The 13,065-nt window shown below is 56.5% G+C and carries 17 protein-coding genes; 6 read left to right on the plus strand and 11 right to left on the minus strand.

Features of this window, described 5'->3' with window-relative positions; genetic code table 11:
- Positions 1-102: 102 nt before the first annotated feature.
- The 3 genes from AC30D7_RS09005 (at position 103) to AC30D7_RS09015 (ending at position 2,010) form a co-directional block, all read left to right on the plus strand.
- Positions 103-1,068, plus strand: coding sequence for a GlxA family transcriptional regulator (locus tag AC30D7_RS09005; RefSeq protein ID WP_490133788.1), 966 nt, complete (start codon positions 103-105; stop codon positions 1,066-1,068).
- 100 nt (positions 1,069-1,168) lie between these two features.
- Positions 1,169-1,558 carry a c-type cytochrome gene (locus AC30D7_RS09010; protein WP_305411878.1) on the plus strand — a complete coding sequence of 130 codons (390 nt, stop codon included), beginning with the start codon at positions 1,169-1,171 and terminating at the stop codon, positions 1,556-1,558.
- A gap of 116 nt (positions 1,559-1,674) precedes the next feature.
- Positions 1,675-2,010 (plus strand): hypothetical protein, encoded by a 336-nt coding sequence (locus AC30D7_RS09015; RefSeq protein WP_007935421.1) that lies wholly within the window; start codon positions 1,675-1,677, stop codon positions 2,008-2,010.
- A 207-nt stretch (positions 2,011-2,217) separates the two neighbouring features.
- Here the strand turns inward: AC30D7_RS09015 and AC30D7_RS09020 are convergent, their stop codons facing one another.
- The 5 genes from AC30D7_RS09020 to AC30D7_RS09040 form a co-directional block, all read right to left on the minus strand.
- Complete coding sequence (locus AC30D7_RS09020) at positions 2,218-2,523, minus strand: panthothenate synthetase (protein ID WP_490133789.1); 306 nt, start codon at positions 2,521-2,523, stop codon at positions 2,218-2,220.
- 295 nt (positions 2,524-2,818) lie between these two features.
- Positions 2,819-3,259 carry a phage infection protein gene (locus AC30D7_RS09025; RefSeq protein ID WP_490133790.1) on the minus strand — a complete coding sequence of 147 codons (441 nt, stop codon included), beginning with the start codon at positions 3,257-3,259 and terminating at the stop codon, positions 2,819-2,821.
- A 143-nt stretch (positions 3,260-3,402) separates the two neighbouring features.
- The gene (locus AC30D7_RS09030; protein WP_490133791.1) at positions 3,403-3,882 is read right to left on the minus strand and encodes a YbaK/prolyl-tRNA synthetase associated domain-containing protein; all 480 of its coding nucleotides are present in this window, start codon (positions 3,880-3,882) and stop codon (positions 3,403-3,405) included.
- Between the two features lie 16 nt (positions 3,883-3,898).
- On the minus strand, positions 3,899-4,657 hold the full coding sequence (locus tag AC30D7_RS09035; protein WP_490133792.1) for a sulfite exporter TauE/SafE family protein: 759 nt from the start codon (positions 4,655-4,657) through the stop codon (positions 3,899-3,901).
- A 4-nt stretch (positions 4,658-4,661) separates the two neighbouring features.
- Positions 4,662-5,744: a TauD/TfdA family dioxygenase gene (locus AC30D7_RS09040; RefSeq protein WP_490133793.1), complete on the minus strand. Its 1,083-nt coding sequence runs from the start codon at positions 5,742-5,744 to the stop codon at positions 4,662-4,664.
- Between the two features lie 106 nt (positions 5,745-5,850).
- Here AC30D7_RS09040 and AC30D7_RS09045 point away from each other — a divergent pair, with 106 nt between their 5' ends.
- Entirely contained in the window at positions 5,851-6,789 is a 939-nt protein-coding gene (locus AC30D7_RS09045; protein ID WP_490133794.1) for a LysR family transcriptional regulator, read from the plus strand.
- Positions 6,790-6,893: 104 nt separating this feature from the next.
- On the opposite strand, the gene AC30D7_RS09050 is transcribed toward AC30D7_RS09045, so the two are convergent.
- From AC30D7_RS09050 to AC30D7_RS09065, 4 genes are all read right to left on the minus strand, one after another.
- Entirely contained in the window at positions 6,894-7,454 is a 561-nt protein-coding gene (locus tag AC30D7_RS09050) for a lipid-binding SYLF domain-containing protein (RefSeq protein WP_490133795.1), read from the minus strand.
- Between the two features lie 305 nt (positions 7,455-7,759).
- A complete protein-coding gene (locus tag AC30D7_RS09055) occupies positions 7,760-8,077 on the minus strand; it encodes a DUF6966 domain-containing protein (RefSeq protein WP_490133796.1) in 318 nt (105 codons plus the stop codon).
- A gap of 8 nt (positions 8,078-8,085) precedes the next feature.
- On the minus strand, positions 8,086-8,493 hold the full coding sequence (locus AC30D7_RS09060) for a hypothetical protein (RefSeq protein WP_490133797.1): 408 nt from the start codon (positions 8,491-8,493) through the stop codon (positions 8,086-8,088).
- A 100-nt stretch (positions 8,494-8,593) separates the two neighbouring features.
- The gene (locus AC30D7_RS09065) at positions 8,594-8,866 is read right to left on the minus strand and encodes a hypothetical protein (RefSeq protein WP_490133798.1); all 273 of its coding nucleotides are present in this window, start codon (positions 8,864-8,866) and stop codon (positions 8,594-8,596) included.
- Positions 8,867-9,090: 224 nt separating this feature from the next.
- On the opposite strand from AC30D7_RS09065, the gene AC30D7_RS09070 reads away from it, so the two are divergent.
- Positions 9,091-9,687 (plus strand): sce7726 family protein, encoded by a 597-nt coding sequence (locus AC30D7_RS09070; RefSeq protein WP_490133799.1) that lies wholly within the window; start codon positions 9,091-9,093, stop codon positions 9,685-9,687.
- Here the strand turns inward: AC30D7_RS09070 and AC30D7_RS09075 are convergent.
- Entirely contained in the window at positions 9,639-10,700 is a 1,062-nt protein-coding gene (locus AC30D7_RS09075) for a beta family protein (RefSeq protein ID WP_490133800.1), read from the minus strand. The genes AC30D7_RS09070 and AC30D7_RS09075 overlap by 49 nt on opposite strands.
- Positions 10,701-10,932: 232 nt before the next feature.
- Here AC30D7_RS09075 and AC30D7_RS09080 point away from each other — a divergent pair, with 232 nt between their 5' ends.
- Complete coding sequence (locus AC30D7_RS09080; RefSeq protein WP_490133801.1) at positions 10,933-12,291, plus strand: MATE family efflux transporter; 1,359 nt, start codon at positions 10,933-10,935, stop codon at positions 12,289-12,291.
- Between the two features lie 8 nt (positions 12,292-12,299).
- On the opposite strand, the gene AC30D7_RS09085 is transcribed toward AC30D7_RS09080, so the two are convergent.
- Positions 12,300-13,049, minus strand: a complete 750-nt coding sequence (locus AC30D7_RS09085) for an SDR family oxidoreductase (protein WP_490133802.1) — start codon at positions 13,047-13,049, stop codon at positions 12,300-12,302.
- Between the last annotated feature and the right edge of the window lie 16 nt (positions 13,050-13,065).

A 13,065-nucleotide genomic window follows, 5' to 3' on the forward strand; every position in this document is an offset into this window, starting at 1 on the left:
ACGCCGAGGATTGAATGACCGGTGAACTTTAGGGGGCGGAAATCGGATAAGGTAGGTGCACAAATGACTTTTTTCATGCGAAAAGCGCAATCTGGATGATTCATGCACGTCACCCTGCTACTGGCTGATCAATGTTCCGCCGCCAGCGCCACCCTTGCGCTGGAGGTGCTCAGTGCCGCCAACCTGTTCGCCGATACCGCCAGTGCGCCGTTTGAGGTGGTTGCCGCCTCGCTGGATGGCGCCGATGTCGCCGCATGGGGAGGGCAAACGCTGCGCGTGGACCGATCCATCGCCGACATTTCCCGAACCGATCTGGTGCTGATCCCGGGGTTTCTCTTCACCCTGAAGGACGCCTTGCCGGCATTTCCCGGCTATGGGCCGTGGCTGCGTCAACAGCACGCGCAAGGTGCCGTCATGGCTTCCATGTGTACGGCGGCGTTCATGCTCGCCGAAGCGGGAATGCTGGACGGCATTCGTACCACCACACACTGGGCCTTCGCCGATTTTTTTCGTCGCCGGTATTCAGGGGCCTGTCTGGAAGAGGCGCGGATCCTCTGTGAAGACAATCGCGTGATCACCAGCGGTGGCGCGACGGCCGCCATGGACCTTTTGCTGCATCTGATCCGCCGCTTCGCATCACTGGAGCTGGCGCAGAAGTGCGGCAAATACCTGCTGGCCGACAACGTACGCAGCGAGCAATCGGCTTATGTCATGTGGTCGATGCCGAAGAACCATGGGGATGGCGAAATCCTGCGGGTTCAGGCGTGGCTGGAAGATCACTTCCATCAGCCGCTGCTGATCAATGACATGGCCGAGCGATTCGGATTCGGCGTCAGGAACTTCAAAAGGCGTTTCAAGGAAGCCACCGGTTACACGCCGCTGACCTACCTGCAAACGCTGCGTCTGGAAAAGGCAAAGCAGTTGCTCGAATCCACACGAATGACCCTGGACAGCATCACGTACAAAGTGGGCTACGAAGATGGCAACTCGTTTCGCCGGCTTTTTCGGCAGCGTGTGGGCCTGCTACCGGCGGCTTACCGGAAGAAGTTTCAAGCGTGTGGGAGTTGAGTGACACGCCCGGTCCAGATCAGTATTTCGGTGTAGCAGCCAGACATGATGAAATAGCCGCCCGCTTTTGCTGTCAGCCGCACCTGATTTGGAGCCGAACATGAAAAACGCCGCCGTACTCACCTTGGCCTTGATGCTCAATATGGGGTTGTTCAGCACGCAAGCAGTAGCGGCTGGCGATGCTGAGGCGGGCGAGAAACTGTTCAAGCGAATCTGCGGCGGCTGCCACCAAGTGGGGAGTTCAGCGCGAGGTTTTTTTGGTCCGCAACTCAATGCCATTTTCGGCCGCCCCGCAGGCAGCACGGCGGACTACCAGTATTCAGATGCGATGAAATCATCAGGCGTCGTCTGGACCCGTGAAACACTCACCGCCTACATCGAAGCGCCGAAGGCAGTGGTCCCCGGCACCCGCATGATTTTCTGGGGCCTCAGCGATCCTGAAAAGATCGAAAACCTGTTGGCCTACCTTCAGACATTTCAGCCGCAATGATCGGTCTCTCATCGATCAGTTTTTTCAGTGCTGTGTGATATCAATGAGCCACTTCTTCCGTTAGAGTATGCGCCGCCCGAGAGATGGATCCCGGGTATTTCTAATGGAGTGACACAGTGAATTACCTCAGCAAAGTGGTTGCCGTAGCCTTGTTTGGCCTGGTTCTGGCGGGTTGCACCGGCACCCCGATGAAGACCCAGCAATACGACAGCAGCCAGTACACCGTTGTCGGCCACAGTGAAGCGACCGCCACTGGCCTGCTGCTGTTCGGCGTCATCCCGATCCAGCAGAACAACCGCTTCATCCGCGCTCAGAACGCGGCGATCCAGGCCAAGGGTGGCGACGCGATGATCAACACCCAAGTGCAGGAAAACTGGTTCTGGGCCTGGGTCCTGACCGGTTACACCACCAAAATCTCCGGTGATGTGGTTAAGCTGAAAACCGTTCAGTAAGCGTCAGTGCTTCGCCTTTGTGGTGAACGCGCTTCGACATGAACGAGCCGGATTTAGTCGGCTACCTTGTGGCGAGCGAGCTTGCTCGCGCTGGGCTGCGTAGCGGCCCCAAAAAATCTGGCAACCATTGCCGATTCTTGTGAGTGCTACGCACTCAAGCGGGAGCAAGCTCCCTCGCCACAGGTTTCTCACTCATTGATCATTGCCTCACGCCCACGCTTTTCCAAGTTCCTCCAGACCCGCGTTTTGCAGGTCCTGCGGGTTCATGACCACACGGAATTTGCAGTTGGCCTGGAAGTTAAGGAAGAAGGGTTCCGCATATCCGGGTATTTCGGAGGAATCCACGACATCGATCAGAAAAATCCCACCTCGCATGCCATCTTGCTCAGTGAAATAAGCCGCCTCGGGCTTAATGGTGTCCAGGATACGGTTCATGATTTCGCCGACCTTCCCCGACCTGACAAACGCGTTGAAAGGCTCATGGGGAAACTCGACTATCAGTAGCATTTTCATATTTGATACTCAGTTTGAAGTGGCGTGCTCCTTACCTGGATCCTTACTCCTGATTTTGATGCCGCAAGCCGTGCCCGCGGTGTGTGTGGTTAAGAATAGCGAAGGGGGAGAGGCCGTCGGGGCGGGGTTACGGACGGTCGTTGTTGATGATTCAGCGCGGGCGCCAAATCGCTGAAACCCGCGTCTATGCTGCTTCGGGCAAACATCGATGCAGTCGGGCATTAAAAAAAGGCATGAAAAAACCCGGCTGATGAGGCCGGGTCCTTTGGTCGAGTGTTGCTGTAAAGCCATTCATTCATGCCGCACGGTTTTCGATCAGACGATCCGAGCCACCTTCAGCGACGCGGTTTTCGATCAGACGATCCGAACCACCTTCAGCGACGCGGTTTTCGATCAGACGATCCGAGCCACCTTCAGCGACGCGGTTTTCGATCAGACGATCCGAGCCACCTTCAGCGACGCGGTTTTCGATCAGACGATCCGAACCACCTTCAGCGACGCGGTTTTCGATCAGACGATCCGAACCACCTTCAGCGACGCGGTTTTCGATCAGACGATCCGAGCCGCCTTCAGCAACGCGATTCTCGATCAGACGATCCGAACCACCTTCAGCCACACGGCTTTCAATCAGGCGATCCGAGCCGCCTTCAGCGACGACCGGGTGAGTAGAGGAAGCGGCGAAAGCGTTTACTGCAAAAACCGAGAAAGCGATGCTGAGAAGGGTTTGGCGTTTCATGATGGTGTGCTCCGGGGTGTTATTGGCTGGGTATGGAGCGGATGTTACGCCGAGGATTTTTTATGAGAACTTCATTGACGTGATGGTGACTATCGACGCCAGCAATGGTTGAAACCGCATCGCCCCAGGCAATAGCGATCTGCTCAGGCCTGGCTGATATCCAGCAACCGAGGCTTGGCAATCGCCAGATAATCCTGCGTATCGAGCACCATCGACGCATCAAGCCGACCGGCGTTGAAGGCGATTTCGCTGTAGCCAGTGGTCAGGGCCGGATCGACGATCAATTGAATCCGCTCATCGAAGACAAAAGGGGGGATGGCGCCGATTCGGCACCCGGTCAATTCCATGGCGGTTTCGGCTTTCACCAGTTCGGCTTTTTTTCCGCCCAGCGCCACTCCGACCTTCTTCATGTCGAGTTTCTGGTCCCCCGGCAGTATCACCAGGGCATAGGCTTCAGCCTGACCCTTGAGCGAGCAGAGCATGGCTTTCGCACCCTGGCCGGGCTCAGTGCCACGGATTTCGGCGACCCGCGCTGACTGACCCTCGGCATCGTGCAGCAATACCCGGTAGGAGGCTGCACGGGCATCGAGTAACGCCACCAGTCGATCGAACATTGCATGCATGGGGTTCTCCTCAGGTTTACAGGAACAGATCGTAGGACAGTTTGCTGATCAGAATTACCAACAACACCAGGAACAGCGCCCGGACAAAGGGCACGCCTTTATGAACCGCCAGCCAGGTGCCGGTCAGCGCACCAAGGATGTTGAATGCCGCCATGGGGATGGCGATCAGGTAGAGCACGTTACCTGTGGGAATGAAGAATATCAGCGCCGCTACGTTAGTCGCGATGTTCACCAGCTTGGCCGACGCCGAGGCATGCAGGAAGTCGAAGGCGAAACAGCGGATAAACAGGAAGATCAGGAAACTGCCTGTGCCGGGGCCGAACAGTCCGTCGTAGAAGCCGATGGCACCGCCGATGACGATCGCCAGCAGTTTCTCCTTGGTCCCGATGTGCATGGGCTTGTGCAGGGCACCGAAGTCCTTTTTCCAGAAGGTGTAGATCGCCATCAGCACGATCAACAGCAGCACCGCCGGCCGGATCACCGACTGGGGCACGAACGACACTGTGGCCGCACCGAAGAAGGACATGACAAACGCCGCACAGGCGGCGGGGATCACCAGGCTCCAGTTGATCACCACCTTGCGCACGAAAGACCGGGCCGCGAATGCGGTGCCGCAGGCTGCCGCAACCTTGTTGGTTCCCAGCAGCGCCGCCGCTTGTGCCGTGGGCAGCACGTTGAACAGCGCGGGTATCTGGATCAGTCCGCCACCGCCCACCGCCGCATCGATCAGGCCGGCAGAGAAGGCGAACACGCAAAGGATGACAATATCGACCATGAAATCAGGCTCTGACGATGAAAGGTTGGTGAGGGGTCAGCGGCACCACGCGTGCCGGGTCGTTGACCCCGAAGACGCGCAGCATCCAGCGGTCACGGCCGTCGTAGCGGGGAGTAAAACCGTCCCGGGCATGCAGGGTTTGCTGGTTCTTGAAGATCAGCATGTCGCCCGGTTGCAGCAGTATGTGGTGCACGACATCGGGATGATTGGCGGCGGCGGCGAACAGTTGCAGGGCAAGCTGCGCGTTGGCGCAAGTCGCCTCTACACTTGCCTGGTTGTAGCGGCAATACAGGCCACCGGCTGCGTTTCTGTACAACAGGGGGACGTTTTCCAGCACATTGCCCTGCTTGCCAAAGGAGGCCGGTCGGCGAACGGTGAAATGCGGTTGTGACAACTCTTCTTCGACGTCGGTCGGCAGCATGGCCAGCACGTCGTCAATGGCGACGATGCGAGTCGGCACGCCGAGCTCGCAACGAAGGCCGGTCAGGGTCAAATACTCCGGGCAGGCCGACAATTGCGATACGGGTTCGCAGGTCAAGGGCAGGTGAGGATTGTCGACATGCATGTCCAGGTCCATGCGCGAGCCATAGGAGCTCTTTTCGGTCTCTCGCTTGTGCTTGGGCGATACGTGGCGGAACACGGTGTCGTCGCTTTCACCCTCGTACGCCAGAGGATGGGTTTGCAGGGTTTGCAGCACGGACAGGATAGCCCCGGCCAGAACCGACAGGTTCTCGATACCCGGCTCTTTGTCGTAGGGCGTGGCGGGCAGTTGCGGGTCCAGCGGCAGGCCCCTGACGATCATCGCCACCTCACGGGCCTGGGGAAAATTACGCAACTGCTGGATTTTCTCGGCGCACAGGGCGCTCTCCAACAACTCGCCCAAGGCCGGCATATGACGGATGCCCGAGGCGCTATCGGTCACGGCCAGCGATGCCAGGCCGGCCTCAAGTGTGCGCTGTTCTTCGAACGACAGATGGATGTGCGGTATTTCCTGTCGGGTCGAAGTCGCTGATTTTTTTTGCGGCCATTCATGAACTTCACCGATACCGGCTGCGGATTTCCCGAGTATTTCATCCAGCTTCGACACGTCCTTCTACTCCCGTTTGCCTACATCCCTGTGGGAGAGCGAGGTTAACGGAAGCGCTTTTTTTGTGTTGCAATGTAACATTGTGAAAAGTGCAACGAGGTGGCGCATGGCATTGGATATGTTGGGGGAGCTTGAAGCATTCGCCGCGGTGGCACGCAAGCGCAGCTTCGTCGCCGCGGCACGTACTCTGGGGCGCTCCCCAAGTGCGCTGACCCGCGCTGTTCAGGCTCTGGAGGAAAGTGTCGGAGTCAAGTTGTTCAATCGCTCCTCCAATGCCGTGAGCTTGACCGAGGCGGGTGAGCGCTTGTTGCCTCACGCTTACAAAATGCTGGATCTGCAACGTGAGGCGGATGAAGACCTCGCTGGCATCAGCGGCCAGGCCTACGGCTGGGTCCGCTTTTCCGCCCCCGAGTTTCTCGGCCACGGGGTATTGCCCCGGCTGATCGCGCAGTACGCCGAGCGTTATCCAGACGTGAACGTCGACGTGATTTTCACTGATGAAACCATCGACCCGGCCAAGAGCAAGCTGGACTTCTCGATTCGTGGCGGGTATCCGCAATCCAGTGACCTGATCGGCTTTGCGCTCTGGAGTTATTCACGTTACCTGTACGCCAGCCCCGAGTACCTGGAGCGGCAAGGGATGCCCGACTCCATCGAGGCGCTGGAGGCGCACTCGCTGATCCTGCACACGGCACCGCGGATCCTCAAGGAGTGGAATTTTCGTAGTGAGACGCAGGCCATCAGCGTTCGGGCTCACCCCAAGTTCCGCTTCAACTCCGGTTCGGCGGCGTTCCAGGCGGCCCTGGCGGGCCTCGGCATCGCCCGCCTGGCGGACTGGCTGGCGGAGCCCGAAGTGGAAGCGGGGCGCCTGCTGCGGGTCTGTCCCCAGTACAAACTCACCTCCAGCAGCGGTGAGAGCCCGCAGATGCACGCGGTGTACCCGGCCGGGAATCTGCCGCTGCGGGTGAAGTCATTGCTGGAGATGATCCGTGGCTACGGCGAAAGCCTTGATCGAAAGCACGCAGTAACGCTCCAGGGTGGCTGATGCATCACCAATTGCGGACACAAAAAACGGGCGCCCTTCAGGCCTTCAGGTGCCCGTTTTTGTCTGCTCCATCGCTTGCGCCCGTAAGCGCCAAACGACCGGTTCTAGCGCTTGATCAGGGAAATCTTGGTGCCTTCGATGCTGATCCCGGCCATTAACCCTTGCTGGTCGAAAATGAACGCGTAGGCATCGTCCTTCAACGTCGTACTGGACAGATTTTTCGCCACCCCTTCATCAACCACAACAACAGTTGGGCCTACGCCGATTTCCCATCCTTTGCTTTTACGTAAATAGTCCACCGCTTTCTCGTTCATCAGGAAAACCACATAGCCATACGACTGGGCGCCTGCCTGTAACCCCCAAGACCCACTTACGGTGTTGTAGTAATTCTCTACTTTCTTGTCCTTCAACATCACGCCTTCGCCGTAACTGCCACCAAACACAAGACCCGCCTTGATGATTTTCGGGAAGACAAGAATCGCTTTGGCGTCGCGCGAAATGGTTTCGGCAACTGGCCTGGCCTTATAGAGTGTTTGCAACGCTTGCCGAGAGTCGACATTCAGATCCTCGGCGGTTGCCGCACCGGCAGTGTTCAGGAAGCTGGCCGATGCCAGTGAAGCTGTCGCAAGGACAATTGATAGGAAGAACCGCATTGACTGAGTCATGTCAGGTACTCCAATACGGGAGCATTGGATGTGAGCAGCAGTCAGCCGCTGCCCTCGGGCAGAAGCCGAGCCTGCTGAAATTATCCGGCGCACCCTACAGTGGTGTGAGCTACTGGCTTCGCCCTTGAATGAAGCAGGCCAGCGGCCTGTGATCAGTAGCGATGCCATCACTGGTTTCGACCTCTGCGTGTTGGCCGGGTTCGAAAAAAACAAAACGGGCGCCTGACGAGGCGCCCGTTTTCATTTATTCCGCGGAATGTACTCGCAGCACCAAGTCGAAGCGGGTGACGAATTCTTTTTTACATTCAGTCTTGAGCACGTTTAATTGCATTGGCGAGCGTTGCGGCTTCACCTCTTAGTGAATCGAGCTTTTCGTTCAGCTCAACATGCCCAGGTTCCCAGGCAAAAACACCATCGACGCATCGTTGGCCAAGAACGAGGTCATTGAACGAGCCCATCCCGCTATAGGCTGACAGCAGATATTCAATCCCGTAGTAATCAGCATTCAGCAAGTGTCCTCTCGCTTTGCGCATCCACTGACTCCAGTGAATGGCGCCATCGCTTTCAAGCACGACAGGGAGCCGATCGAGCACGCCAATCAGCTGTTCGGTCTTTGGTCCCATTTTTGAAATCACCCAAACTGAGGAATGATGGATTTGCCCAGGTAATTGACTGCCGACACGTATTGTCGGCCATTGAGGCTGACCAACCTCGCGTGGCACTCGCAGCAATAGTCATAGAGGCTGTTTTGATCGTAGTTAAACAGCACCGTCGCCTCTTGAAGCTCCGAAAGTGTAAATCCTTCCCGCCCAAGGATTTCCTCGAATCGTGCTTTCAGTGCATTGAGTCCGTTGGACAAATAGGGATGACTTTTCAGCTCCGGAGGACAGGGGGCTTGTTTCATCAGATCAACCGCCGCTGCCCTGACGCCCAACGGTCGCAACGCCACACTTAGATGGGGATGGACATAAGACAGCGAACTCCCCGCGTGGTGAGCGAGGCTATGACACACGCTACCAAGGCGTTTATGGGAAGGCATTCACGGTCCTTGCAAAGTGAGAGCGAGGTGAGCGATGGATTCTATGCCTCTGTGTGTTTTCCGACAAAGAAACGGGCGCCCGCAAGGCACCCGTTTTCATTTACTCCGCCGCCTGCGCCCGCAAGCGTCTGCCGATCACATCCATCAAGTCACAGCCATCGCGCAGGGGAATGGCCAGCAGTTTGGCAAAATCCGACAGCACCACCGTATCGCAACCGATCTCGGCGCGGAAGGCGATGTTTTCCAGCACCTGAGTGACGGTGCGGATGCGGTAGTCGGCCATGGCTTGCAGGACGTCAAGTGGGGCTTGGGTGTCGATGAGCAGGGAGGCCGGGATCAGGTCGATTCCGGTGAGGGGCATGTATCTTTCCATAGGTGAAACTCCGAATCAGATTTAAAGGGACTGATCCGATCTGCAGGTCGCCAAACCTGGTCGCCATTTGGGCGACGGGCGGACTATAAACATCAATGGGCTAGGCGGGCAAGGTGCAAGGGGCTGCGATTGGTGTAGGAAGTGATAGACAAACCCTTCTTTGCGTCTTTTGGAATCATATGCCGCATAGGTTTCAGGGGAGAGAGAAGCTATACTCCTGCGCCATGCACAATCCAGATCATATCCGCCAACTGCTTAAAAAATGGGTCGCCAAGACCATGCCTCACGGTGAGGACGATGTCTTCATCGGGGAGCTTTGCTTTATCAACAAAGCTAGGCGTGCAGATCTTGTGCATGCCAACGGTCAGCTAACGGCGTTCGAAATAAAATCAGCCTCAGATAGCTTGTCCCGATGGGAAGGGCAGCAAGATGCGTATCTCAGTTGCTTTGATCAGGTTTGGCTTTGCTGTCATTCCAAACACATAGAGAAAGCGTTCGGCGTAACTCATCGGAGCGTCGGAATTCTTGTAGTTGATGATCTTGGAACTATTGCTGTGGTCAGGAAAGCAACGAGCAACAAATTGCGCGATAAATTTACACTTACAGGGCTTTTGTGGCGCTCGGAGTTAGATGAAATTTGTAAGGAGTTTCAGCTTGAAACGAAAAGCGTTATGAAGATCAAAGAAGTGCGCCTCGAAGTGGCCGAGGCGCTAGAGTGGGACCTTATAAGAGACAAGGTTTTAACTAGGTTGAAGGTTCGTTACTCTCATGGTCAGACCATGTCGTCGATGGAAACATTGTCGCCATCATCTTCATGCTGAAGGAATTGGAGCGTTGCACAAATATGCTGGTTGGCTCTTAGGCCGTTCCATACCCCATTATTCCCATATTTCTCATTTGTTTGACTAATCCGGCCATATTCTCTGGTTGCCCAGCAAAACTCATCGCCGTGGTAGTCGGGTAACTGACGAATATCCCTTGCTAGCTGAACGTAGTTTTCAAATTCTTTATCTCTTCCTAGTCGCTTCAACCACCATTCATTAGGTGCGTAATAACTAGCAAAAGGTATGACAGCCATGCCGGGAATATATTCCACGGCGGCACCGGGATTTGTGCCAGCGTAATCGCCATAAATTAAATTTATTGCGCCGTTCAGTTGTTTTGCTTCCGCTTGCCAAACTAAATCGTGGCAAATAGCTGTGCTGGAACTTCCTGACTGAGGTTTCTGGCTCGGGAAGGACGAACTGATAAGAGTAACGCTATGAACTCCGTAAGTATCCAGGGTGGATAAGCTATGGTCGAGTGTGCCACCGTTAATAGTGGATATTGGCGACCTGTCTCCAAAGTCTAGGATTACATTTACATTTTCTGGGTTCGGTATAGCGTCAAGAATGCTGATTGCCCTGTCCCAACTGGCTCCTGTTATTTCGGGAGTGCAAATAACCCTGATGGCGATCGCTTCAAACTCTGTTAATAATAGTCTTGCTTGTTGTATGACGTCTCGCGAGTTGTCTGTGTCCAGCCAGGATACAACTGGTATTAGTGAATTATTTTGGGTTTTTAATTCGGTGAGCCAGATCCGCTTGTTCTTGAAGTGATTGGCAGGGTTGTGCAGGTTTCTTTCTGCTATAACTTCGTCGGCGATGTCTTGTGGAGATCTAGAGATGTCCATCAAATAAGGGTGGTTGCCCCAGCCTACCAGGAAATCATTAAGGTTGCGTTCTTTGCCTCTCATGTTTAGAAGTGGTGATACTAATTCTTTACGATTTTCTTCCAGATTTATCAGAGCCTTTACATCGTTTTGACCTACCTTCATACACGGTATGTAAAGCATGTATACCTTCCTTTGGTGGTGGTGCGTAGCTCGACTAGAGGTAGATTGAGCGTAGATGCCTTTTCCGATAGCTGGGTCTATGTGATGTATCCGCGTATTTCTGGTTAGATTTCCTACACGAAATCAAAAAATACATTTCAAGGTATCAGTTACATTCATTCATACTTGCGTAAATCCATTTACAATCCTCTGATTGCGTAGCGTCCGCCCCTCATCCGAGACATTTCTACTCATGCAAACCCCCACCACCCAACACCCCCTCTGGCAAACCTACCTCCTATTCCTCGCCCCCATGGTCCTCTCCAACTTCCTCCAGTCCATGTCTGGCACCGTCAACAGCATCTACATCGGCCAATTGCTCGGCACCCAGGCGTTAGCGGCGGTATCGGGCATGTTCCCCGTGGTGTTCTTCTTCATCGCCCTGGTCATCGGCCTCGGTGCGGGCGCTGGGGTGTTGATCGGCCAGGCCTGGGGCGCCCGGGAGCCGCATCTGGTGAAGGCCATCGCCGGCTCGACGTTGTTGCTGGGGGCGATGATCGGGTTGGCGGCGGCGGTGTTGGGCAGTGTGTTTGCCCGGCCTGCGTTGCAGGGCTTGGGGATGCCGGGGGATGTGCTGGACGATGCGGTGGCGTATGCCCATGTGATGATGTGGATTTTGCCGTCGCTGTTGGTGTTTGTGTTGTTCACGCAGTTGCTGCGTGGGGTGAGCGATACGCTGTCGCCGTTGTTGGCGCTGGTGGTGTCGACGTGTGTCGGGCTGGCGCTGACGCCGGCGTTGATTCTCGGTTGGTTGGGGCTGCCGCCGATGGGGATTCAGAGTGCGGCGTGGGCGGGGTTGGTAGGTAACTTGTCGGCGATGGGGTGGCTGGCGTGGCGGTTGATTCGCAAGGGGCATCCGTTGGCGCCGGATCGGGAGATGTTTGCGGCGATGCGGCTCGATAGGGTCATCCTCGGCAAGGTGTTGCGCATCGGGCTGCCGACCGGGTTGCAGATGGTGGTGTTGTCGTTGTCGGAGCTGGTGATTCTGGCGCTGGTGAACCAGCACGGTTCCCAGGCGACGGCGGCGTACGGGGCGGTGACGCAGATCGTCAATTACGTGCAGTTCCCGGCGCTGTCGATTGCGATCACGGCGTCGATCCTCGGCGCGCAAGCGATCGGGGCAGGGCGCATTGAGCGCATGGGGGAGATTTTGCGCACCGGGTTGTTGATCAACGTGTGCCTGACCGGCGGCCTGGTGCTGTTGGGTTATCTGCTGTCGCACTGGTTGCTGGGGTTGTTTCTTACGGATGATTCCACCCGGGCAATGGCCGAGCACTTGTTGCACATCATGCTCTGGAGCCTGCTGGTGTTTGGTTTTCAGGCGATTGTCGGCGGCATCATGCGCGCCAGCGGCACGGTGTTGGTGCCGGTAGCGGTGTCGATTGTGTGCGTGGTCGGGGTGCAGTTGCCGGTGGCGTATCTGCTGGATGCGCGCTTTGGGTTGCCTGGGGTGTGGATGGCGTTTCCGGTGGCGTATCTGGGCATGCTGATGCTGCAGACGCTGTATTACAAAATGGTCTGGCAGCATCAGCGGATCGAGCGGTTGGTCTAGGGGGCCCCTCAAGTATTGCTCTTGAGCCAGGTTTCGAAGCGCGTTGGCCCAACGATGGGGTGCTCGCCCGGCGTCAGCGAGTGGTCATCGATCGGCGCGCCGAAGTAGGGGACCGTGTCGTCCGGTTGGGCCTGGCGCGGGTCGTTGGAGTGTTGCAGAAACAAGCGCACGAATTCTACCAGCGGCCAACGCTCAGGCCCGGCCACTTCCAGGGTCTGGTTGCCTGGCGCTTGCACGGCGACTTTCGCCAGCGCCGTCGCGACATCGAACGCGGCAATCGGTTGCAACGCGGCGGAGGTCAAGCGCACGGTGTCGCCTTCCTGTACGCCCGAGTGGGAAATGGCCCCGATGAACTCGAAGAACTGCGTGGCCCGCAGGATTGTGTAAGGAATGCCTGAGTCCTTGATGAGTTTTTCCTGGGCCATTTTTGCCCGGAAATAACCACTGTCGAGCATGCGCTCGGTGCCTACCACTGATAGCGCGACATGGTGTTTGACCCCGGCGGCCTTCTCGGCGGCGAGCAGGTTGCGCCCGGAGGTTTCGAAGAACTCGAGCACGGCAGCATCTTCGAAGGAGGGCGAGTTGGCCACGTCGACCACCACATCGGCGCCGTGCAAGGCGTTTTGCAAGCCCTCGCCGGTGAGGGCGTTGACTCCGGTGCTCGGTGATGCGGCCAGGGTTTCATGCCCCAGGTCTTGCAGGTTTTTGCAGAGCTGCCTGCCGATCAGCCCGGTACCGCCAATCACGACGATTTTCATGACGAGACTCCCGATG

Source organism: Pseudomonas sp. DF5 (assembly GCF_058148225.1).